The 22,367-nt window shown below is 69.4% G+C and carries 16 protein-coding genes; 5 read left to right on the top strand and 11 right to left on the bottom strand.

Going from position 1 to position 22,367, the window contains the following annotated elements; all coding sequences use genetic code 11:
* Positions 1–110: 110 nt before the first annotated feature.
* The 4 genes from AC6LJ2_RS03870 to AC6LJ2_RS03855 are packed head-to-tail and all read left to right on the top strand — an operon-like array spanning position 111 to position 8,315.
* Positions 111–3,518 carry a transglutaminase family protein gene (locus AC6LJ2_RS03870; RefSeq protein WP_498150833.1) on the top strand — a complete coding sequence of 1,136 codons (3,408 nt, stop codon included), beginning with the start codon at positions 111–113 and terminating at the stop codon, positions 3,516–3,518.
* A 39-nt stretch (positions 3,519–3,557) separates the two neighbouring features.
* Positions 3,558–6,140, top strand: a complete 2,583-nt coding sequence (locus AC6LJ2_RS03865) for a circularly permuted type 2 ATP-grasp protein (protein WP_498150832.1) — start codon at positions 3,558–3,560, stop codon at positions 6,138–6,140.
* Between the two features lie 55 nt (positions 6,141–6,195).
* Positions 6,196–7,170: a transglutaminase family protein gene (locus tag AC6LJ2_RS03860; protein ID WP_263913334.1), complete on the top strand. Its 975-nt coding sequence runs from the start codon at positions 6,196–6,198 to the stop codon at positions 7,168–7,170.
* Positions 7,167–8,315: a zinc-binding metallopeptidase family protein gene (locus tag AC6LJ2_RS03855; protein WP_498150831.1), complete on the top strand. Its 1,149-nt coding sequence runs from the start codon at positions 7,167–7,169 to the stop codon at positions 8,313–8,315. Before AC6LJ2_RS03860 ends, AC6LJ2_RS03855 begins: the two co-directional genes overlap by 4 nt.
* A gap of 51 nt (positions 8,316–8,366) precedes the next feature.
* Here AC6LJ2_RS03855 and AC6LJ2_RS03850 read toward each other — a convergent pair whose 3' ends face one another.
* Both AC6LJ2_RS03850 and AC6LJ2_RS03845 read right to left on the bottom strand, forming a co-directional pair.
* A complete protein-coding gene (locus tag AC6LJ2_RS03850; protein ID WP_498150830.1) occupies positions 8,367–9,254 on the bottom strand; it encodes an SAM-dependent methyltransferase in 888 nt (295 codons plus the stop codon).
* Positions 9,255–9,271: 17 nt separating this feature from the next.
* Positions 9,272–10,558 (bottom strand): APC family permease, encoded by a 1,287-nt coding sequence (locus AC6LJ2_RS03845; RefSeq protein ID WP_498150851.1) that lies wholly within the window; start codon positions 10,556–10,558, stop codon positions 9,272–9,274.
* Positions 10,559–10,914: 356 nt separating this feature from the next.
* On the opposite strand from AC6LJ2_RS03845, the gene AC6LJ2_RS03840 reads away from it, so the two are divergent.
* Positions 10,915–11,769: a hypothetical protein gene (locus AC6LJ2_RS03840; RefSeq protein ID WP_498150829.1), complete on the top strand. Its 855-nt coding sequence runs from the start codon at positions 10,915–10,917 to the stop codon at positions 11,767–11,769.
* On the opposite strand, the gene AC6LJ2_RS03835 is transcribed toward AC6LJ2_RS03840, so the two are convergent.
* From AC6LJ2_RS03835 to AC6LJ2_RS03795, 9 genes are all read right to left on the bottom strand, one after another.
* A complete protein-coding gene (locus AC6LJ2_RS03835; protein WP_498150828.1) occupies positions 11,766–12,410 on the bottom strand; it encodes a helix-turn-helix domain-containing protein in 645 nt (214 codons plus the stop codon). The genes AC6LJ2_RS03840 and AC6LJ2_RS03835 overlap by 4 nt on opposite strands.
* An 84-nt stretch (positions 12,411–12,494) precedes the next feature.
* Entirely contained in the window at positions 12,495–13,949 is a 1,455-nt protein-coding gene (locus tag AC6LJ2_RS03830; protein ID WP_498150827.1) for an N-acyl-D-amino-acid deacylase family protein, read from the bottom strand.
* A 130-nt stretch (positions 13,950–14,079) separates the two neighbouring features.
* Positions 14,080–15,120, bottom strand: a complete 1,041-nt coding sequence (locus AC6LJ2_RS03825; RefSeq protein ID WP_498150826.1) for an ABC transporter ATP-binding protein — start codon at positions 15,118–15,120, stop codon at positions 14,080–14,082.
* Positions 15,117–16,130 (bottom strand): ABC transporter ATP-binding protein, encoded by a 1,014-nt coding sequence (locus AC6LJ2_RS03820; protein ID WP_498150825.1) that lies wholly within the window; start codon positions 16,128–16,130, stop codon positions 15,117–15,119. The genes AC6LJ2_RS03825 and AC6LJ2_RS03820 overlap by 4 nt, the downstream gene beginning before the upstream one ends.
* 8 nt (positions 16,131–16,138) lie before the next feature.
* Positions 16,139–17,014 (bottom strand): ABC transporter permease, encoded by an 876-nt coding sequence (locus AC6LJ2_RS03815; protein WP_498150824.1) that lies wholly within the window; start codon positions 17,012–17,014, stop codon positions 16,139–16,141.
* 12 nt (positions 17,015–17,026) lie between these two features.
* The gene (locus AC6LJ2_RS03810; protein ID WP_263913326.1) at positions 17,027–17,962 is read right to left on the bottom strand and encodes an ABC transporter permease subunit; all 936 of its coding nucleotides are present in this window, start codon (positions 17,960–17,962) and stop codon (positions 17,027–17,029) included.
* Between the two features lie 79 nt (positions 17,963–18,041).
* Positions 18,042–19,625 (bottom strand): ABC transporter substrate-binding protein, encoded by a 1,584-nt coding sequence (locus AC6LJ2_RS03805; RefSeq protein ID WP_498150823.1) that lies wholly within the window; start codon positions 19,623–19,625, stop codon positions 18,042–18,044.
* 69 nt (positions 19,626–19,694) lie between these two features.
* A complete protein-coding gene (locus tag AC6LJ2_RS03800) occupies positions 19,695–21,140 on the bottom strand; it encodes a M81 family metallopeptidase (RefSeq protein ID WP_498150822.1) in 1,446 nt (481 codons plus the stop codon).
* A 50-nt stretch (positions 21,141–21,190) separates the two neighbouring features.
* On the bottom strand, positions 21,191–22,327 hold the full coding sequence (locus AC6LJ2_RS03795; protein ID WP_445659014.1) for an NAD(P)/FAD-dependent oxidoreductase: 1,137 nt from the start codon (positions 22,325–22,327) through the stop codon (positions 21,191–21,193).
* Between the last annotated feature and the right edge of the window lie 40 nt (positions 22,328–22,367).

Genomic DNA, 22,367 nt, shown 5'->3' with positions numbered 1-22,367 from the left:
TTCCGCTATCCCTTTTTTTTGCGGCATTCAATCCGCGCCTGGTCCGGCGACCGACCCGAGCCAGGCGCGTTTCAGTATCCCGGCCCCAGGCCCGGTATCCGGAGAAGGCAGTGACGATCCACGTAGCGCTCAAGCATGTGACGCAGTACCGATATGACCGGTTGGTGGGGCTGTCTGCCCAGGTGTTGCGGCTGCGGCCGGCGGCGCACAGCCGCACGCCGATCCTGTCGTATTCGCTGAAGGTCGAACCGGAAAACCATTTCATCAACTGGCAGCAGGACCCGTTCGCCAATTACCTGGCGCGGCTGAATTTTCCCGACAAGACCCGGGAATTCAAGATCACGGTGGACCTGGTCGCCGAGATGGCGGTCTACAACCCGTTCGATTTCTTCCTGGAGCCGGGCGCCGAGGAATACCCCTTTGACTACGACGACGGGCTGGCGCGCGAACTGGCGCCGTACCGGGTGCGCGACGAGGCCACGCCGCGCTTTCTCGACTTCCTGGAACGCGTGGACGTGCGGCGCCAGCGCACGGTGGATTTCCTGGTGGGCCTGAACCGCCAGATCCACCAGGAAATCAAATACCTGATCCGCATGGAACCGGGCGTGCAGACGCCCGAGGTGACGCTGACCCGCAACGCCGGCTCGTGCCGCGATTCGGCCTGGCTGCTGGTGCAGGCGCTGCGCCACCTGGGCCTGGCGGCGCGGTTCGTGTCCGGCTACCTGATCCAGCTGAAACCCGACGTGAAGGCGCTGGACGGCCCGTCCGGCGCCGACAGCGACTTCACCGACCTGCACGCCTGGTGCGAGGTCTATCTGCCCGGCGCGGGCTGGATCGGGCTGGACCCGACCTCGGGCCTGCTGGCGGGCGAAGGCCACATTCCCCTGGCGGCCACGCCCGAGCCGGGCAGTGCGGCGCCGGTGACGGGCGCGGTGGACGAGGCCGAAGTCGAATTCACCCACACCATGGAAGTGACGCGCATCTTCGAATCGCCGCGCGTCACCCAGCCCTATACCGACGACCAGTGGCAGGCGATACGCGACCTGGGCCTGCGCATCGACGACCGGCTGGACCAGATGGACGTGCGCCTGACCATGGGCGGCGAGCCGACCTTTGTGTCGGTAGAGGACCGCGACGGCGCCGAATGGAACACGGCGGCGCTGGGGCCGACCAAGCGCGGCTATGCGGTGGCGCTGCTGAACCGCCTGCGCGAGCGCTACGGCGCCAACGGCTTCCTGCATTTCGGCCAGGGCAAGTGGTATCCCGGCGAGCAGCTGCCGCGCTGGGCGCTGTCGATCTACTGGCGCGAAGACGGCCAGGCCTGCTGGCAGGACCCGGACCTGTTCGCCGACGAACGCGAACGCAGCCGCTACGGCGTGGCCGATGCGCGCCGCTTCATGGGCGCCCTGTGCGCACGGCTGGGCCTGGGCGATGAATACATCGTGCCCGGCTACGAGGATGTCTTCTATTACCTGTGGCGCGAGCGGCGCCTGCCGGTCAACGTCGACCCGTTCGATGCGCGGCTGGACGACGAGATGGAACGCGCGCGCTTGCGCCGCGTGTTCGAGGCCAAACTGGACAGCGTGACGGGCTACGCGCTGCCGGTGCGGCGCGGCGACGGGCCGGACCTGAACGGGCCGGCCTGGGTGTCCGGCCCCTGGTTCCTGCGCGATGAACGCATGTACCTGTTCCCGGGCGATTCGCCCATGGGCTACCGGCTGCCGCTGGATTCGCTGCCCTGGGTGGCCGAGGCCGACGCGCCGGTGCTGCTGGAGCGCGATCCGTTCGAGGCGCGGCGCGCGCTGCCGGCCGCGGCGCCGCTGCGGATGCAGCCGTGGACGGGGGGGATGGCGGCGGGCAGGGACGCGGGCCAGGGCAACGGTCCGCGCGGGAACGGACAGGCGGGCGCGGGCCAGGCAGGTTATGCCGGCCTGGCCGCGGGCACTGACCCGAACGGCAACGCCGGCCGCAGCCCCGACAAGTTCGAGTCGGCCGCCTGGGTCACCCGCACGGCGCTGTGTGTCGAGGCCCGCGACGGGGTGCTGTGCGTCTTCATGCCGCCCCTGCAACGCCTGGAGGACTATCTGGAACTGGTGACGCAGGTCGAAGCCACCGCCGGCGACCTGGCGGTGAAGATCGTGATGGAAGGCTATCCGCCGCCGCGCGATCCGCGCCTGAAGGTGCTGCAGGTCACGCCGGACCCGGGGGTGATCGAGGTCAACATCCACCCGGCGTCGAACTGGTCGGAACTGGTGGACCACACCGAATTCCTTTACCAGGCCGCGTTCGAGACCCGCCTGTCGACCGAAAAATTCATGGCCGACGGCCGCCATACCGGCACCGGGGGCGGCAACCATTTCGTGCTGGGCGGCAAGACGCCGGCCGACAGCCCGTTCCTGCGCCGGCCCGACGTGCTGGCCAGCCTGCTGGCGTACTGGGTCAACCATCCGTCCTTGTCGTACCTGTTTTCGGGGCTTTTCATCGGTCCGACCAGCCAGGCGCCGCGCATCGACGAGGCCCGCAACGACCAGGTGTACGAGCTGGAACTGGCCTTCCAGGAAATCCACAAGCGCTGCCGCGAGCAGGGTGCCCAGGTACCGCCCTGGATGGTGGACCGGGCGCTGCGCAACATCCTGGTGGACGTGACGGGCAACACCCACCGATCCGAATTCTGCATCGACAAGCTCTATTCGCCCGACGGCCCCACGGGGCGGCTGGGCCTGTTGGAACTGCGCGCCTTCGAAATGCCGCCGCACGCCCGCATGAGCCTGGCGCAGCAGCTGTTGCTGCGCGGGCTGGTGGCGCATTTCTGGAAAACGCCCTATACCGCCGGACTGACGCGCTGGGGCACCGAACTGCACGACCGCTTCCTGCTGCCCGCCTTCGTGAAGATGGATTTCGAGGACGTGATGGCCGACCTGAACGAGGCCGGCTACGCGTTCGACGCGGCCTGGTTCGCGCCGCATTTCGAGTTCCGCTTCCCGCTGTTCGGCGACGTGGTCGCGCGCGGCATTCGCCTGGAACTGCGCGGCGCGCTGGAACCCTGGCATGTGATGGGCGAGGAAAGTTCGTCGGCCGGCGCGGTGCGCTATGTGGATTCGTCGCTGGAACGGCTGGAAGTCCGGGTGACCGGCCTGAACGGCAGCCGCCACGTGGTCACCGTCAATGGCCGCACGCTGCCGCTGCAGCCCACCGGCACGGTGGGCGAGTACGTGGCCGGGGTGCGCTACAAGGCCTGGTCGCCGCCGTCGGCGCTGCATCCGACCATCCGCGTGCATGCGCCGCTGACCTTCGACATCGTCGACACCTGGAACCAGCGTTCGCTGGGCGGCTGCCGCTACCACGTGGCGCATCCGGGCGGGCTGAACCCCGAGAGCTTCCCGGTCAATGCCTACGAAGCCGAAAGCCGCCGGCTGGCCCGTTTCGAAAGAATCGGCCATACGGCGGGCCGGCTGGACCCGGCGCCGGCTCGGCCCAGCCGGGAATTTCCGTTCTCGCTGGATTTGAGGCACGATTGACGCCTCTGGTCATTCGATTTCGACGCGTCGTCACCCTTTATGCCGCAATTTCTCTTCCAGACGGACCCGTCCCAGGACGTGGTCTCGCTGGCGGTCCACGCCGCCCTGGCCGCCCGGCCGGGGCACTATGACGAACTGCGTGCGCCCCCCGACGCGTCGGGGGCGACCCAGCTGCGCGAGCCCTGGCCCCGGTTCTTCGAACTGCTGGGCACCGACGGCTTTGCCGACCTGGACCGCCGCGCCGACGGCGTGGCCCGGCAGATCCGCGAAAACGGCATCACCTACAACATCTACGCCGATGCCAACGGCCCGACCCGGCCCTGGTCGCTGGACCTGTTGCCGTTCATCATCGACGACCAGGACTGGGCCACGATCGAGCAGGGCCTCTCCCAGCGCGCCGCGCTGTTGAACCGGGTGCTGGCCGACGTCTACGGCACGCAGGAACTGCTGCGCGAAAGGCTGCTGCCCCCCGCCCTGGTGCAGGGCCACCCGGGCTACCTGCGGCCGCTGCGCGGTTACCTGCCGCCGGGCGGCACCTACCTGCACATCGCCGCGTTCGACCTGGCGCGGGCCAGCGACGGCGGCTGGCGGGTGGTGTCGCAGCGCACCCAGGCGCCGTCGGGGCTGGGCTATCTGCTGGAAAACCGCCTGACCGTGTCCGGCCTGTTTCCCGAGGCCTTCAAGGAACTGCGGGTGCAGCACCTGGCCAGCAGCTACCGCCGGCTGATGGACATGCTGTACCGCCTGAGCCCGGCGGCGGCCCCGGGCACTGCCCGCATCGTGCTGCTCACGCCCGGCCCCTACAACGAAACCTACTTCGAGCAGACCTACCTGGCGCGCTACCTGGGCGTGACCCTGGTGGAAGGCAGCGACCTGGTGGTGCGCGACAACCTGCTGTTCCTGAAGACGCTGCACGGGCTGGAACGGGTGCACGCGGTGCTGCGGCGGCTGGACGATGATTTCTGCGACCCGCTGGAGCTGCGCTCCGATTCCACGCTGGGCGTGCCCGGACTGCTGCAGGTGATGCGGGCCGGCAATGTGCTGGTGGCCAATTCGCTGGGCACGAGCTTCCTGGAATCGCCGGCCATCAATGGCTTTCTGCCGGCCATCAGCCGCCGGCTGCTGGGGCAGGACCTGCTCTTGCCGTCGCTGCCGTCGTGGTGGTGCGGCGAGGCCGCGGCGCGCGAACAGGTGCTGGCGGATCTGCCGGGGGCGGTGGTCAAGGCCACGTACCCCGGCCACGCGCGCGGCGGCTTCGAACCGGTGATCGGCGGCGCGGTGTCGCCGGCCGAGCGCGATGCGCTGCAGGCCCGCATTGCCGAACAGCCGGACGCCTACACCATCCAGCAATACCTGCCGCTGTCGCAGGCGCCGACCTGGGCGGCGGGCCACATCGTGCCGCGCGCGGCCATGCTGCGGGTGTTTGCCATTGCCGACGGGGCAGGGGGCTGGCACGTGCTGCCGGGCGGCCTGACCCGCATCGCCAGCCGCGAACAGCAGATCGTGTCGATGCAGCGCGGCGGCAGCAGCATGGACACCTGGGTGACCACCCGCGGGGCGGTCGACACGTTTTCGATGCTGCCGGCCAAGCTGCGGCCCGAAGACCTGGTGCACAGCCACCGGCCGGTATCCAGCCGCGCGGCCGAAAACCTGTTCTGGATGGGCCGCTATACCGAGCGCGCCGAAAACGACGTGCGCCTGGCGCAGGTGACGCTGACCTGGCTGAACAGCGACGACGACAATGCCCGCGACCTGTTCGAGGCCGTCTCCACGCTCTGCCGCCGCAGCGGCCTGATGCCGCTGGCGCCGACCTTGTCGGTGCGCATGTTCGAACACACGCTGGTGGCCGAGCTGGCCGCCGACGGCGGCGGGCTGGCGCGCAACCTGGCGGCGCTGTCCTTTGCCGCGGGCCAGATCCGCGACCGCCTGTCGCCCGACCACTGGCGCCTGGTCGTCACGGCCGCCGGCTGCCTGGACGGTCTGGCGGTCGACCCGCAAGCGGCCCAGGACGAGGTGCCGGTGTCGGTGCCCGACGTGGTCGCGGCCCTGAAGCGCCTGGGCACGCACCTGTCGGCCATCACGGGGTCGCAGACCGACCGCATGACCCGTGACGACGGCTGGCGCCTGCTCACCCTGGGCCGCCAGCTGGAACGCCTGTGCGCCATGGCCAATCTGCTGAGCGCGCTGTTTCAACGCAACGCCGTGCTGGGCGACAGCGCCTTCGGCCTGTTGCTGGATCTGTTCGACAGCACCATCACCTATCGCGCCCATTACCCGGGCCGCCAGGAAATTCCCGCCTTGCTGAACCTGTTGGTGCTGGAACCGGCCAACCCGCGGTCCATCGCCTGCGTGCTGGGCGTACTGCGCAAGGAATTGGCGCGGCTGCCGGGGGCCGCCGACGGGCCCGGCGCGACGTTGGCCGACCTGTTGCCCGTGCTGGCCGAGGGCGGCGCGGCGGGCACGGCGCTTGCGGCCTTGTGCGAACGCGACGGCCAGGGCCGCTACCAGGCCCTGCTGGACCTGGCCGCGCAGCTCGATGCCGCCGCCAGCGCCTTGTCCAACGAAATCAGCCGCCGCTATTTCAGCCATGCGTCCGGCCGCGACCAGACGCTGACGGCGTAGCAGGGATGCCCGCTCTGCTGCCCAATCGCCGCCGACAGACCCCGAGACCGCCGTCATGACCCTGCCTGTTTCGCCCGACCTGCCCGACGCTTCCCAGACTCTGGGCCTCAGCCACGTCACCGCCTACCGCTACGACGCGCCGGTGGAACTGGCCCACCACCTGTGCTATTTGCGTCCGCTGCACGACGCCTGGCAACAGGTGGACGACTACACGCTGGCCATCACGCCCGCGCCGGCCGACTACGCCGAATCGCTGGATGCCTTCGGCAATCGCCGCGCGACCTTTGCGCTGTACGCGCCGCACGAGGCGCTGACGGTGTGCGCCACCAGCCAGGTCACGGTGCGCCCGCGCTTTGACGGCGTGGACCCGGCGGCCAGCGCCCCCTGGGAGGCCGCGGCCGAACGCCTGCGCTACGACGCCGGCGCCGACTACGCCCCGGAAGGCGAATTCGTGTTTCCGTCGCCCTACGTGCCGCTGCATGGCGAACTGCGCGATTACGCGCTGGTGTCGTTCACGCCGGGCCGGCCGGTCGCGCTGGCGGCCATCGACCTGATGCATCGCATCCACCACGATTTCACCTACGACCCGGCCCATACCCAGGTGTCCACCCCCATCCTGGATGCGTTTCGCCAGCGGGCCGGGGTGTGCCAGGATTTTGCCCACGTCATGATCGGCTGCCTGCGCGCCATCGGCCTGCCGGCGCGTTATGTCAGCGGCTACCTGATGTCGCAACCGCCGCCGGGCCGCGCGCGCCTGATCGGGGCCGATGCGTCGCACGCCTGGGTGTCGGTGCACTGCGCGGGCCTGGCGGCCAACGGCGGCTGGCTGGACCTGGACCCCACCAACGACCTGGTGCCAGGCGTGTCGCACGTGGTGCTGGCGCACGGCCGCGACTATGGCGACGTGACGCCGCTGCGCGGGGTGATCCGTGGCGGGGGGCATGAATTGCGGGTGCAGGTCACGGTGGCGCCGTTGGCGGAATTTCCGACCGAGCCGGCGCCGCCCTTGTTTCCGGAGGCCGACGCATGACCTATTTCTTCGATGCGCTGGGGCGCCAGCTCAATGCGCCCAAGCGCCAGCGCCTGCGGCAGCGGCATGCCCGCGCCAAGGCGTTCCAGTGCGTCTGCGGCCAGCAGATCTTCTTTGGCAATACCGAATGCCTGAACTGCCACCGGCCCTTGGGTTTCGACCCCAAGCGCGGCCACGTGCTGGCGCTGGACCCGGGCAAGACCGAAGGCGTGTGGGCCGAAGCCGGGCGGGTGCGGGGCCGGACCTTCAAGCGCTGCGGCAACTTCGCCACGCCGGCCCTGTGCAACTGGCTGCTGCCGGCCACGTCCCCCGATACGCTGTGCCTGGCGTGCAGCCTGAACCGCACGATTCCCGACCTGTCGATTCCCGAGAACGGCCCGCTGTGGTTCAAGGTCGAAGCCGCCAAGCGCCAGTTGATCGCCCAGCTGATGACGCTGGGCCTGCCGATCCGGCGCTCGCAAGAGCCGGGGGATGGCGGGCTGGCGTTCGACCTGCTGGCCCCGGGGGCGGACGGCGCGCCGCTGCTGACCGGCCACAACCAGGGCCTGATCACCATCAACATCCTGGAAGCCGACGACGCCTACCGGGTGCAGGTGCGCGAGTCCATGCGCGAACCCTACCGCACGCTGCTGGGGCATTTCCGCCACGAGATCGGTCATTTCTACTGGGACCAGCTGGTGGCCGGCGGCCCCTGGCTGGAACCCTTTCGCCAACTGTTCGGCGACGAGCGCGCCGACTACGCCCAGGCGCTGCAACGCAATTACGAGCAGGGGCCGCCCGCCGACTGGGCGCTGCATTTCATCAGCACCTACGCCTCGTGCCACCCCTGGGAAGACTGGGCCGAGACCTGGGCGCACTACCTGCACATGATGGACACGCTGGACACCGCCATCAGCTTCGGCGTCACGCGCATGGCGGTCGAGCAGGCCTACGAACCCTTTACCCGGGTGTCGCTGTACGACCAGGACGACCCCGAGGGCCAGGGGTTCCTGGACCTGGTCAATGCCTGGGTGGCGTTGACCGGCGTGCTCAACGAGCTGTCGCGCAGCATGGGGCAGCGCGATTTCTACCCCTTCGTGTTGCCGGGCGAGGTCGTGGGCAAGCTGCAATTCGTGCATCGGGTGGTCAAGGGCGCGGCGCGCTGAGGAGGCAGGCGGCGCCACGCGGACCGGTCCTGCCCAGGCGCCGGGCCGCGCTCAGCTTCGCCGCGCCGACCATTCGCCCTTGCCGGCGGCGCTGCCGCGGATGGTGGCGCCGTTCACCTCACCCGTGTAGCGCACGCCGTCCACCGAAAACGAGATCTTGCGGCCGTCCATGCGGGCGTCTGAAATCTCGCGGGCCCCCAGCTTGCCCGTCAGCATCTGGTACTGCTGTTCCAGCCGCAGCGTCTGGCCGCCCACGTCCCATTTGCCGTCGACCTTGGCCGGCACGATCCACAGCAGGGCATTGCAGTAGGTCTGGCAGGCCTCGGTGATGGTCTCTGACGCGTCCGGTTCCCAGTCGCCCATGCGGAAGGTGTTGGACACGATGCGCGTGCCCGGTTCCAGCTGCAGCAGCTTCGGGCGCAGCTTTTCGTTGATGGTCGACAAGAGGAACATGGTGATCACGTCGGCCTGCGACAGGTCGGTCTCGAACAGGTCGGCCACCTCGAAGGTGGCGCGGCTGGCCACGCCGGCCTGGGCCGCGTTGCTGCGCGACAGCTTGACCAGGTCCGGGTTGTATTCGATGCCCTTGGCGGTCAGGCCGCGCCGGGCGGCGGTGATGACGGTGCGGCCGTCGCCCGAGCCCAGGTCCATCAGGCGGTCCTGCGGGGTGACGGCGGCCATGTCCAGCATCTTGTCGACCAGGGTCTGGGGCGTGGGCACCCAGATGACGTCCTTGCCGTCCTGGCCCACGTCGGGCACATAGGCATCGGACCTGGCCTCGGGGGGGGCGGCGACCGGTTTTGCCGGGGTGACGGGTAGGGCGGCCGGCCCGGCGGCGCGGGCCTCGGCCAGCACGGCCAGGGACAAGGCCAGCGCCAGCGCGGATGCCATGACGGTCCGGCGGCGGACGGGCGATAGGAAAGCGTGGGCACGTTGCATGGTGAAGACTCCTGGGGCTAGGGAAGGGGGCTGGCCGGCTTGAGAACCCGCAGCATCGGCACGCCCGCGGCCAGCACGGCCAGGCCGATCAGCGCACCGGCGCCGGCGTAGGCCGCGCTGGAATACACCAGCCCGGCGCAGGCCAGCGCCAGCAGCGCGGGGGTCAAGGGATACAGCGGTACGCGAAACGGCCGCGGGCGGTCGGGGTCGCGCCGGCGCAGGCGCCAGACGGACGCGGCCACCAGCAGCATGAACAGCCAGAACACCGGCGCGGTGTAGGCCACCATGGCCTGCACGCTGTTCTGGCTGAAGGCGCCCACGGCCAAGAGGGCCAGCGTGATGACGCCCTGGGCCAGCAGGGCGCTGACGGGGGTTTCGTTGCGCGTGTTCCAGCCGGCCAGGGCCCGCAGGCGCGGCACGTCGCGGCCCAGCGCGTAATACACCCGCGCCCCGGTGATGATGGTGCCGTTGATGGTGCTGAGCGCGGTGGCGCAGATCACCAGGCTGAGCAGCGCCGCCGCATACGGCCCGGCGGCCAGTTGCATGACGGCCGCGCCCAGGGCGGGCGTGTCGCGCAGGCCTTGCAGGCCGAACAGTTCCAGCAACGCCAGGTTGGTCAGCAGGTACGCGCCGGTCACCACCGCGGTGCCGATCAGCAGCACCCGCGCCATGTTGCGCCCGGGGTTGCGCAGTTCGCCGCTGAGGTAGGCGGCTTCGTTCCAGCCGCCGTAGGTGAGCAGCACGAACACCATGCCCATGCCCATCAGCCCGGCGGCGTTGCCGGTCAGGGGCGCCGGCACGGGCGAGACGGGGGACTGGGTGAAGAGCGCGGCGGTCAGCACCGCGGCCAGCGCGGCCAGGGTCAGCAGGGTGAACAGCCATTGCAGGCGCTTGGAATGGCGGGTGCCGGCCACGTTCAGCGCGGTCAGCGCCACCACCGACAGGGCCGCGTGCGCGGTCGCGCCGTGGGTGCCCAGGGGCACCAGTTGCTGGGCGTAGTCGCCATAGATGAAGGCCACGACCGCGATGGCCCCGGTCTGGATCACGGTGCAGCGGGCCCAGGCGAACAGCAGGCCCACCTTCGGCCCCCAGGCGCGCGACAGGTACAGGTATTCGCCGCCCGCGCCGGGGTAGGCCGCGCCCAGCTCGGCGTAGCACAGCGCGCCCACCAGCATCACCAGCCCGCCGGCGAGCCAGAACGCCAGGTACATGACTTCGGACGAGGCATGCTGCGCCACCAGCGGCGGAAAGCCGAAGATGCCGATGCCGATCACCACGCCGACCAGCACCACGGTGGCATCCATCACCGACAGGCCCGGCGGCCCCAGGGCGTCCGCCGCCGCGCCGCCGACCCGCCCGCCGGCTGCGCGAGCGCTGGGGGGCAGGGGGCGGGAATCAGGCGGCATGGAATTCTCCGGTAGGTCGCCGACGCGCGGGCACGCAGCCGGCCGGGCAGCAATTCTGACAATAAGCTGAATAAATAGGGACCCCGGCCGGCCGAAGAAAGTTTCTACGGGATTTCCCGCAGGAGTGGCCAAGGCGGGCGGTAACGGCTAGGCTGGCGGCCATGATGATTTCGCCGCGCCCCACTCCCCCTTGCTTGCCCCCGTCGTGGCGTCCCGACGCGGGTCCTGGCGCCACGGCCAGGCGGGTTGCCGCCGTGGGTATCCTGCTGTGGGCGGCAGGGGGCAGCCTGGCGCAGGCTCAGTCCGCGGGCACGGCGTCGACCGCGCCGGCTTCAGCGCCGCCCGCGGCAGCGACCGCGCCCTACACCGACTACCAGGCCTTCTACGAATCCCTGGGCGGCAACCTGTTTCCAGGCAATGGCGCGCCCTTGGCACGGGCCTGCACCGACACCCCGCGCCGCTGCCTGTGGGTCAACGCCATGCGCGTGGCGGTGCGGCGCTACGCCGCCACCCAATGGATCGCGCCGGGCGAACTCGACATGGACCCGCCCAAGGGCACGCCGGGCATCGGTTTCGATGGGCAGTCCTTGTCGATCGGTGAGCGGCGCTGGCGACTGGCGCAGGGAACGGATTTGGCGGTGGTCGGCCCCCACCGCGTCGCGGCCGCCCCTGACGCGGGTAAAGCGGCCGCCGCTGCCCAGGCCGGGGCCCCGCAGGCCACGCGCCAGGCCATCGCCGCCATCGACCCGGAAAACCTTGCCCAGGTCGCCGTCTGGCGGCGCGCGGGAGGGGCTTGCGTGGAGATGCATTTCAATTCCAGCGGCCGGGGCGGTCGCTCTGCGCAGGTGCTGGTGGCGCAGGGGGACCGCCTGTACGCGCTGCCAAGGTTGTTCTCGGCCTGCGCGGCCGTGCGCGAAGCGCCGGGACAGCGGTTCAGCTATCCCGTCAATACCTACCTGGGGGCGGGCGGCGAGGCCGAACCCGATGGCTTGCAGGTGGACTACCTGCTGTCCGACGGCAAGACGCGCGTCGGCCGGTATCGGTTGCGTTATCTGCAACCGGATAACGTCTATCTGTTCGAGGTCGTGCCGCAGGACCGCCCGCGCTAGGTGTCCTGCCGCGCCGGCTTGATCCGCGAGGGCACGTCGTCCAGGTCGCTGCACACGGCCAGCACTTCGGCTGGCCTCTTGCTCAGCGACAGGTACACGTGGCCGATGCCGCTGTCGAAATAGGCGGATTCCAGCTTGTCCAGCACCACGCTGTCGCCGTTTTCGAACTGGATGCGCACCTTGCCCGACAGCACCAGGGCGAATTCCTGGCCGGGGTGGCGGATGTAGTCCTCGAATTCCACGACCTCGCGCGCGTCGATCAGCGCCACCATGGGCATCATCTTCTTGCCCGGGTACTCGCCCATCAGCAGGCGGTAGTGGTAGTTGTCGGTGACGTAGTCGCGCGCGTCGCGCAGCGTGTTCTTGACGAAGGTGGGCGCCTGGGCCGCCTGCGAGGCATCGCGCAGCATGAACATGCGCGTCATGTCGATGCCCAGGGCGCGGGCCAGCGCGGCGAATTTCTCGTAGCTCAGGGCGATCTGCCCCAGCTCGGCCTTGGACAGGGTCGACACCGCGATGCCGCTGGCCTGCGACAGCGCCTGCAGCGTCATTTTCCGCGCCTTGCGCTCGGCGCGCAGGCGGGCGCCCATTTCTTCCTTGCCCACGATGTCGGGCGGGGGCGTATTGCGGGGTGGGGCCATGTAGCGGTCTGGCGTCTAGGGTTGGGGTGAGAGCGGGGCCCGCAAGCCCCGCTGCGTACGCCGGATTGTAAGGGCTGGCGCGGCTCAGGCGGCGGTCCGGGCCAGCACCCGGCCGGCGTGCTGGCCGGTGAACGCCTGGTCCTGCCAGACCGCCACGCCGTTCACGTACACCGAATGGATGCCGGCGGCGCGTTCGGTGGGGCGTTCGAACGTGGCGGTGTCGGCCACCGTGGCCGCGTCGAACACCACCAGGTCGGCAAAATAGCCCGGCTGCACCTGGCCGCGCTCGGCCAGGCCGAAACGCGCGGCGGTCAGGCCCGTCATCTTCCATACGGCGGTTTCCAGCGGGAACAGGCCCAGGTCGCGCGAATAATGGCCCAGCACGCGGGGAAAGGTGCCCCACAGGCGCGGATGGGGGCGCTCGTCATGCGGCAGCCCGTCGGACCCGATCATCGTGGGGCCGAACGCCAGGATGCGCTGCACGTCGGGCTCGTCCATCATGAAATAGATGGCGCCGGCCGGTTGCAGGTCGGGCACCACGTCGAACTTGGACTTGCCGCGTTCGGCGGCCACCTCGTCCAGGTCGCGTCCGCTCAGTTCGGGAAAGGGCTTGCACCAGGTGATGACGGTGCGCCCGGCCAGCAGCACGCGGTCTTGCTTGAGCATGGTGGAGCCGGCCACGTAGGGGTAGGCATCCAGCGACACGTCCTGGCGCGCCATGGCGGCTTCGATCAGCGGCAGCGTTTCGCGCGAACGGCCGAAGTTGGGCTGCCCCATGACCTTGTGATGCGAGATCACGACCGGCACGTCCAGCTCGCGGCCGATGCGGAAGGTTTCCTCCAGGGCCGCGACGATATGCTCGCCTTCGTCCCGCATATGGGTGGCGTACAGGCCGCCGTGGGGCCGCAGCGGCCGGCAGACCTCGATGATCTCTTCGGTGGTGGCGTGGGCCGCGGGCGGGTAGAAGGTGCCGGTCGAGATACCGATGGCGCCGCTGGCCATGGCCTCTTCGGCCAGCGCCTGCAGGGCGTCGATTTCGGCGGCGGTGGCGGCCCGGTGCAGGTCCGGCATGACGGCGGCGCGCAGGGTGGAATGGCCGACCATGCAGGCCGCGTTGACCGCGGCCGGCGTGGCGCGCAGCGCGGCCAGGTAGTCGGCGAAACGCGTGAAGTGGTACGAGCCGCCTTCGTCCAGCAGGTCCAGCGGCGGGGGCGGGGTGGCATGCGTCAGCGGCGCCAGGCTGATGCCGCAGTTGCCGGTGACCACCGTGGTGACGCCCTGCGAGATCTTGGGCATCATGTGGCGGTGCTTGAGCAGGTAGTTGTCGTCGTGGGTGTGCGAGTCGATGAAACCGGGCGCCACCACCTGGCCCGAGACGTCGATGCGCTGGCGCGCGGCGGCGCCGGCCAGGTCGCCCACGCCGGCGATGCGGTCGCCGCGCAGGCCGACGTCGGCGCGCCGGCCGGGCGTGTTGCTGCCGTCGATGACGGTGCCGCCGGCAAGAATCAGGTCAAAGGGCTGGGTGTCGAGGTGTGGCATGGAAGGCTCCGGCTGAAGGGGGGCGCAATCTATACAGGGGAGGGTCGTCGACGCCAGGACCGGGCGGCGACCAGGTGGGCCGTCAGTGGGGCTGTCATGTGGGCCGTCAGGTGGGCCGTCATGCGGGCCGTCATGCGGGCCGTCCGGCAGGGGGCGGCGCGGCAAAATGGCACGCCACCTCCTGGTCGGGTCCGACCTGGCGCGGGGCGGGCGTTTCCTCGGCGCAGCGCGCCTGGGCCATCGGGCAGCGGGTGCGGAACGCGCAGCCGGACGGCGGCGCCAGCGGGCTGGGGATTTCGCCTTTCAGCACGGCCACGGGGGCGCGTTCGCCCCGGCGAGCCGACGGCACGGCGGCCAGCAGCGCCCGGGTGTACGGGTGCGCCGGCTGGTTGAACACCGCGTCGCGGCTGCCGGTTTCGACGATCTTGCCCAGGTACATCACGGCCACGCGGTGGCTGATGTGGCGCACCACGCTCAGGTCGTGCGAGATGAACACGTAGGTCAGCCCCAGGTCGCGCTGCAGGTCCATCAGCAGGTTGATCACCTGCGCCTGCACCGACACGTCCAGCGCCGACACGGGTTCGTCGCAGACGATCAGGCCGGGGTCCAGCGCCAGGGCGCGTGCGATCACGATGCGCTGGCGCTGGCCGCCCGAGAATTCATGCGGATAGCGGTCGGCAGCATCGGGCCGCAGGCTGACGCGGGCCAGCAGCTGCGCCACGCGTTCACGGATGGCGTCCCGGCCATGGCCGAAATTGCGCAGCGGCTCGCCGATGATGTCGCGCACCCGCATGCGCGGGTTCATCGACGAAAACGGGTCCTGGAAAATGAACTGCATGCGCTGGCGCATGGCGCGCAATTGGCGGCTGTTCATGCCGGCCAGGTCCGCGCCTTCGAGCAGGATGCGGCCTTCGGTGGGGTCGGTCAGGCGGATCAGGCACTTGCCGGTGGTGGACTTGCCGCAGCCGGATTCCCCCACCAGGCTGAGCGTCTGGCCGTGCGCGACCGACAGCGACACGCCATCCACGGCCCGCAGCACGCGGCCCCCTTCGACGGCGAAATGCTTTTTCAGGCCGTCGACCTGCAACAGCGGCGGGGCGGACCGGGGCCCCGCCAGGTTCGCCGCGGACGCGTCCGCCTTCGGCGCAAACGGTGCATCGTGCAGGTTCATCGCGCTTCTCCCGTCATCATCGCCACCGGTTCTTCCTGCCGCGCCCAGCACCACACCCGGTGGCGTTCCCCGGCCGCGACCTCCGGCGGCGTCTCGTCGACACAGCGCGGCAGCGCCTGCGGGCAGCGCGCCGCAAAGGCGCAGCCACGCGAGTCCGGCGTCATCACCGGCACGATGCCCGGCAATTCCGCCAGCCGCGCCGTGTGGTCCTGCCCATCGACAAAATCGGGCAGCGACCGGATCAGCGCCTGGGTGTACGGATGCGCGGCGTGGTCCAGGATGTCGTCGACCGGGCCTTCTTCGACCTTGCGTCCGGCGTACATCACGATGACGCGCTGGCACATCTGCGCCACCACGCCCAGGTCGTGCGTGATCAGCACGATGGCCGTGCCCAGCCGCGCCTGGATGTCGCGCAGCAGGTGCAGGATCTGCGCCTGGATGGTGACGTCCAGCGCCGTGGTCGGCTCGTCGGCGATCAGCACCTTGGGCTGGCAGGCCAGCGCCATCGCGATCATGGCGCGCTGGCGCATGCCGCCGGACAGCTGGTAGGGATACTCGCGCACCCGCCGGGCGGGGTCCGAAATCTGCACCAGTTCCAGCAAGGCCTCGGCCTGTTTCAAGGCCTGGCGTTTGGTCAGCTCCTGGTGCAGCATCAACGATTCGCTGATCTGCCGGCCCACGGTGAACACCGGGTTCAGCGACGTCATCGGTTCCTGGAAAATCATCGACACCTGGTTGCCGCGAATCGCCCGCATGGTTTTCTCGGGCAGGGCCAAGAGGTCGCGGCCTTCGAAGTCGACGCGGCCGCGGGCCACCCGGCCCGGGGCGCGCAGCAGCCGCATGATGGACAGCGACGTGACGCTCTTGCCGCAGCCGGATTCGCCGACCAGCCCCAGGGTTTCGCCCGGCATCAGGTCGAACGACAGGCCGTCCACCGCCACGACCGTGGTGTCGTCGCCGTCGAAACAGGTGGTCAGGTCATGCACTTTGAGTACGGGATCGGATCGCATGGCGGCTCCTAGATCTTTTTCGCCAGGCGCGGATCGAGCATGTCGCGCAGCCCGTCGCCCACCAGGTTGACGGCCAGCACGGCCACGCCCAGGAACAGGCCCGGATACAGGATGATGTGAAACGCCACCGCCACGAAATTGCGGCCTTCGGCCATGATGTTGCCCCAGCTGGGCGTGTGCGGCGGAATGCCCACGCCCAGAAAGCTCAGCACGGCCTCGGTCAGGATGGCGGACGCGGCAATGAAGGTGGCCTGCACCATCAGCGGCGCGAACAGGTTGGGCAGGATGTGGCGCAGCAAAATGGCGGGCACGCGCGTGCCGGACGCCACCGCGGCTTCGATATAGGGTTGCTCGCGGATCGTCAGCACCAGGGCGCGCACCAGCCGCACCACGCGGGGAATTTCCGGCACCACGATCGCCACGATCACCGTGCCCAGCCCGCCTTTCAGGGTGGCCATCAGCGCAATCGCCAGCAGCACGCCGGGAATGGCCATCAGGCCGTCCATGATGCGCATGATCAGCGCATCCAGCCGGCGAAAGTACCCGGCCAGCATGCCCAGCAGCACGCCGCCCACGGTGGCCGCCAGCGCCACCACCACGCCGACCAGCAGCGAAATCCGCGCGCCCCACACGGTGCGCGAATACACGTCGCGGCCCAGCACATCGGTGCCGAACAGGTGTTCGGCCGACGGCGGCTTCATGCGCGCCATCGGGTTGATGTCCTGCGGGTCGACCGTGGCCAGCCAGGGCGCGGCCAGCGCCATCACGGCCAGGACCAACAGGATCGTGCAGCCCACGTACAGCATGGGATGGCGCCGCAGCGAGCGGGTGGCGCGGCGCCAGCGCGGGCGGGCGGTGGCCAGGGGCAGGGTAGCGGTGGTCATGGGTGGCCCCTTTCAATAACGGATGCGCGGGTCGAACAGGCGGTAGCTCAGGTCGACCAGCAGGTTGATCAGCACGTAGATGCCCGAGGCCACCAGCAGCACGCCCTGGATCACCGGGTAGTCGTGGCGCAGCACGGCGTCGATGGTCAGGCGGCCCAGGCCGGGAATGGCGAACACGGTCTCGGTGACCACCACGCCGCCGATCAGCAGCGCCACGCCCACGCCGATGGTGGTGACGATGGGGTTGGCGGCGTTTTTCAGCGCATGCCAGACCACGGGGCCGGCCGACAGGCCCTTGGCCCGGGCCGTGCGGATGTAGTCTTCGGACAGCGCTTCCAGCATGGTGGCGCGGGTCATGCGCGTCAGCAGCGCGATGTACACCAGCCCCAGCGACAGGCACGGCAGCACCAGGTGCCGCAGATAGGGCACCAGCCCGTCGGCCAGCGGCTTGTAGCCCTGCACCGGCAGCCAGCCCAGCTTGATCGAAAAGCCATACACCAGGCAGTAGCCGATCAGGAACACCGGCACCGAGAACGCGCACACCGCGCCCACCATCACCAGCCGGTCCAGCAGCCGGCCGGCATGCCAGGCCGCCAGTACGCCCAGCGGCACGGCGATCAGCACGGCGAACAGCATGGTGAAGGCGGCAATCGACAGCGTCGGCCCCAGGCGCTGGCCGATCAGTTGCGCCACCGGCATCTGGGTGGCGATGGACGTACCCAGGTCGCCGGTGGCCAGGTGCCCCAGCCAGATGCCGAACTGCTGCAGCAGCGGCTTGTCCAGCCCCAGGTTCTGGCGGATCTTTTCCACGTCGTCGGCCGTGGCGTTGTCGCCCGCGATCACCGCCGCCGGGTCGCCCGGCGACAGGTGGATCAGCATGAACACCACGACCGCGACCACGGCCATGACGGGTATGACGGCCGCGATGCGGCGCAGAATGTATTTCACGGTGGCTATCCCCCTGGCGGACGGCCGGACGCGCCAGGCGCCCGGGTGCCGCGTGTTCGCTTGTCCGATACGCCGGCCGCTACGGCTTTTCGACGTTCCACATCACGGGGATGCCGGTCTTCATCAGCTCAGTGTGTTTCAGGCCGCGCACGGCCGACACCGGCTTGAATTCGCCCCACATCACATACGGCACCGTCTGGTAGGCCCGCGCTTGCAGCTGCGCGGCAATCTCCTTGCGTTTGGCCGCGTCGGTTTCCTGGATCCATTGGGTGCGCAGCGTGTCCAGTTCCTTGTCGCAGGGCCAGCCCGGCAGGCTGTTGCCGCAGGCGGCCGACAGCCACGGGTTGGTGACCGGCGTGCTGGCGTCGAAATAGCCGCCCCAGGTCAGGAACACGTTCCAGCCGCCTTGGGCGGGCGGGTCTTTCTTCAGGCGGCGCGCCGCCAGCGAGGCCCAGTCCATCGATTGCAGGTCGACGTTGATGCCGGCCTTTTTCATGTTCTGCGCCATCACCATCACCGCCGGGGCGCTGATGTGGTCGGTGGGGTACAGCAGCACCACCTTTTCGCCCTGGTAGCCGGCCTCTTGCAGCAATTGCCTGGCGCGGGCCAGGTCCGGCTTGGCGTAGGGCGCGGCGCCGGCGTCGGTGGCCAGCGGCGAGCCGCAGATGTACAGCGTGGGGCAGTAGTCCACCCGGTACTTCTCGGGGTAGCCGATGGCCGACACCATTTCCTTCTGGTTCACCAGGTAGTACAGCGCCTGGCGCGCCTGCGGCTTGTCAAAGGGCGGGTGCAGCGAATTGACGATGACCATGCCCTGCGACGCCACGGACGTGCTCAAGGTGATGTCGGGGTTGCTTTCCAGCACCGGCAGGAAGTCGGGCGTGGTCTGCTCGATCATGTCGACTTCGCCGTTCATCAGCGCCGCGGTGGCGGTGTTGCCGTCGGGGATATAGACCCATTCCACCCGGTCGACCTTGGCCACCTTGCCGCCCGCCAGCCCGTCGGCGGGTTCTGCGCGCGGCACGTAGGCCGGGTTCTTCACGTACACCACCTTGTTGCCGGGCACCCATTCATCGCGCTTGAACAGGAACGGGCCCGACCCCACCATTTCGGTCACCTGGGTGTTCGGGTCGGTCAGCGCCAGCCGCTTGGGCAGGATGAAAGGCGGCATGCCCGACGGCTTGGCCAGCGCGTCCAGCACCAGCCCGAACGGCTGCTTGAGCGTCAGCGTGAAGGTATCGTCGCTGGTGGCGGCCAGTTCGGCGCCCGCGGCCATCATCGCCTGGCCCAGCGTGTCTTTCTTGGCCCAGCGCTGTAGCGAGGCCACGCAGTCTTCGGCGGTGACCGGCGTGCCGTCATTGAATTTCAGGCCGGGGCGCAGGGTGAAGGTCCAGCGCTTGCCGTCGGGCGAGGTGGTCCAGCTTTGCACCATCTGCGGCTTGGGCTGGCCCTGGCTGTCCTGCGCGAACAGCGTGTCGAACACCATGTAGCCGTGGTTGCGCGTGATGTAGGCGGTGTTGAACAGCGGGTCCAGCGTCTTCAGGTCGGCGTGCGGCACCATCCGCAGCGTGCTCGGCTTGGGCTGGGCCTGGGCCTGCGGCGCGGTGGCCGCGCCCAGCGCCAGCAGGGCGGCTGCGCCCAGCAGGCTGAAACGTTTCATCATGGTCATCCCCTTGGTCTTGTCAGCCGCCGCCTGTGTGGGCGGCGGCTGTGATTTCAGTGAGTGAAGGCATCAGCCCTTGAAAGGCCATTTCGGCAGCTTGCGCTTGGTGAACGGCAAGGCGTTCAGGTCGTTGGTGATGGCGCCCGGCGTTTCCACATAGATGACGTGGCGGCCCACCTTCGAGTACGAGGCATAGAAATGCTGCGACGACTTCACGATGATCAGCTTCATCGCGTGCAGGTCGACGCCGAACTGGGTGAACAGGTCGGTATCCATGGCCTGGATGCGGTTGGTCGTCAGCACGATCGTCACGCCCTGGCTGCGCACCACGGCCACGTCGCCCAGCAGGGCCGGCGTGCCCGCCAGCCCGGTCATGACCGCGTCGCGCTTGAGCGCCACGATCTCGCAGTCCACATCCAGCGGCAGCCCCGACACCGGCGCCACCTTGCCGCCGATGCGCAGCTGGATGCGCGCGCCCGGGCCGGCCTCGAAACAGAGCTGCACCGCCACCGGGTCCCAGAACGGGCCGGTGGCCACGTCGCGGATGCCGCGCGCCAGCACCCGGTCCAGGATGAAGGTCGCATCGCTGGGCGCGCCGCCGCCGGCGTTGTCGGCCGAGTCGGCCAGCACCACCGGAAAATCGTTCAGCGCCAACGCCTGGTCCAGCGCCTCGTCGGCCCCCGGGTAGGGCGGGGCCAGGCGGTCGCGGAAACCGATCAGTTCTTCGCCCAGGGCCTTGGCCAGCGCGTCCGCCTGGCCCTGGTCGCCATCGGTATAGACCAGCACCTTGGACCCCATGTCCGGCGTATCGCCCCACGGAAAGCCATGGGCGATGGACACCGACAGCACGCCTTCCTTGCCTTCCATGGCCAGCAGGCGGTCGACGAAGCTGCGCATCGGTTCGCGGCTGGTGTGCATGATCGAGATCATGTTGCAGTCGAACACCGCGCGGGTGGGGTGGGTGCGGCCTTCGGCGCGCGCCACGCACAGGTCCACCAGGTCGTAGGCGCGGTCCAGGATGTCGGTGTGGGGGTATTCCTTGAAGCACACCAGGAAATCGGCGCTCTGCACCATGGTGTCGGTCAGGTGGCAGTGCGGGTCCAGCTCGGCGCCAATGACCGTGTCCGGGCCGACGATCTCCCGGGCCCGGCGCAGCAGGTCGCCTTCGCAGTCGTCATAGCCGTCGGCCACCATGGCGCCATGCAGGCCGAACAGGGCGATGTCCACCTTGCCCGCGCGGCGCAGGTCGTCCAGCAACTCGTCGCGCAAGGTTTCGTAGGCGTCGCGGGTGGTGATGCCGGCCGGGGTGGCGCCCGCCGTCATGCCTTCGACCAGCGTCCAGTCCTTGCCCTGGGCGCGCTGGCGCGCGGCCCACAGCGGTCCCGAGAACATCTGCATGCGGTCCGGGTGCTGGCCGGCGGGGAAATAGCCGCGGGCCCGGTAGGCCGACAGGCCGGTCGGGATGGGGGAAAAGGTGTTTGTTTCGGTCGCCAGGGACCCGGAAAAAATCTTCATGCAACCGCTCCGCTCGAAAAGGGATGAAGGGGATACGACGGGGACTGCGTTCAGCGCAAGCGCTCGGGGCGTACCGCGTGGGCATCCACCCCGTGCGCCTGTAAATGGGTCGGGACGGGCTGGTGGGTCAAGAGCGCCGCGGCCAGTTCGGACGTCGCGGCGGCCGTCTGAATGCCGTAGCCACCCTGGGCCGCCAGCCAGAAAAAGGCCGGCGCCTCGGCGTCCCAGCCCACGACGAAATCGCCGTCGCGCACGAACGAGCGCAGGCCGGCCCAGGTGTGCCTGGGGCGCCGGATGGTCATCGAGGTGGCCGCTTCGATGCGGTAGATGCCCGTCGCCACGTCCAGCTCTTCAGGCATGACATCGTGCGCGGCCACCGGGTCGGCGTTGGCGGGCGACCCCAGCAACTGGCCCGCGTCCGGCTTGAAGTAATAGCTTTCGTCCACGCCCACCACCGCCGGCCAGTGGGAAAAATCCACGTCGGTCGGCCCGGCAAAGGTGAAGGCAGTGCGCCGGCAGGGCTGCAGGCCCACCGGCTGCGCGCCGCACAGCGCCGCCGTCTGGTCGGCCCAGGCGCCCGCGGCATTGACCAGCACCCGCGCTCGCAACGTTTCGCCGCCGGCAAGCGTCAGCGTCCAGATACCGTCGTTGAACGATGCCGCCGTCAGCTCGGCCTGGTTGCGCAGCACCGCGCCCTGGCGCGTCATGCCGCGCAGGAAACCCTGGTGCAAGGCATGCACGTCGATGTCTCGGGCATCGGGTTCTTCGATGGCGCCGCAGAGCTGGTCGCCGCGCAGGCAGGGCACCCGCGCCACGGCCTGGTCGGCGTCGATCAGCGTCACGTTGGGCGACTGGCGGCGAAAATCGTCGTACACGTCGTGCAACAGGTCGCGCTGTTCAGGCGTGGCGATGTACAGCACCCCGCGCGGATGCAGCAGCGGATGCTCGGCAAAGCCCTGCGGCGGCTGTTCGTAGAATGCGCGGCTGGCGCGGGTCAGCGCCTTGATCTGGGGCGTGCCGTAGGTTTCCATGAACATGGCCGCCGAGCGGCCGGTGGAGTGGTAGCCCGGCTGGGCTTCGCGTTCCAGCACCGCCACGGAAGCCGCCGCGCTCAGGCGGTAGGCCACGGATGCCCCGGCGATGCCGGCGCCGATGACGGCGTAGTCGTAGAGGGTGTCTGCGGTCATGTTTGTCGGAAGCGAGAATTCTCTTATTTGATAATTCTCG

The sequence above is a fragment of the Achromobacter sp. 1014246743 genome (genome assembly GCF_059760725.1).
The sequence above is the reverse complement of the archived record's forward strand: the minus strand, read 5'-3'. Positions and strand labels throughout refer to the sequence as shown.

Coding starts and splice junctions, on each gene's coding strand:
- AC6LJ2_RS03865 (WP_498150832.1), top strand. CDS start 3,558: ATGCCGCAATTTCTCTTCCAGACGGACCCGTCCCAGGACGTGGTCTCG.
- AC6LJ2_RS03860 (WP_263913334.1), top strand. CDS start 6,196: ATGACCCTGCCTGTTTCGCCCGACCTGCCCGACGCTTCCCAGACTCTG.
- AC6LJ2_RS03855 (WP_498150831.1), top strand. CDS start 7,167: ATGACCTATTTCTTCGATGCGCTGGGGCGCCAGCTCAATGCGCCCAAG.
- AC6LJ2_RS03850 (WP_498150830.1), bottom strand. CDS start 9,254: ATGCAACGTGCCCACGCTTTCCTATCGCCCGTCCGCCGCCGGACCGTC.
- AC6LJ2_RS03845 (WP_498150851.1), bottom strand. CDS start 10,558: ATGGATGCCACCGTGGTGCTGGTCGGCGTGGTGATCGGCATCGGCATC.
- AC6LJ2_RS03835 (WP_498150828.1), bottom strand. CDS start 12,410: ATGGCCCCACCCCGCAATACGCCCCCGCCCGACATCGTGGGCAAGGAA.
- AC6LJ2_RS03830 (WP_498150827.1), bottom strand. CDS start 13,949: ATGCCACACCTCGACACCCAGCCCTTTGACCTGATTCTTGCCGGCGGC.
- AC6LJ2_RS03825 (WP_498150826.1), bottom strand. CDS start 15,120: ATGAACCTGCACGATGCACCGTTTGCGCCGAAGGCGGACGCGTCCGCG.
- AC6LJ2_RS03820 (WP_498150825.1), bottom strand. CDS start 16,130: ATGCGATCCGATCCCGTACTCAAAGTGCATGACCTGACCACCTGTTTC.
- AC6LJ2_RS03815 (WP_498150824.1), bottom strand. CDS start 17,014: ATGACCACCGCTACCCTGCCCCTGGCCACCGCCCGCCCGCGCTGGCGC.
- AC6LJ2_RS03805 (WP_498150823.1), bottom strand. CDS start 19,625: ATGATGAAACGTTTCAGCCTGCTGGGCGCAGCCGCCCTGCTGGCGCTG.
- AC6LJ2_RS03800 (WP_498150822.1), bottom strand. CDS start 21,140: ATGAAGATTTTTTCCGGGTCCCTGGCGACCGAAACAAACACCTTTTCC.
- AC6LJ2_RS03795 (WP_445659014.1), bottom strand. CDS start 22,327: ATGACCGCAGACACCCTCTACGACTACGCCGTCATCGGCGCCGGCATC.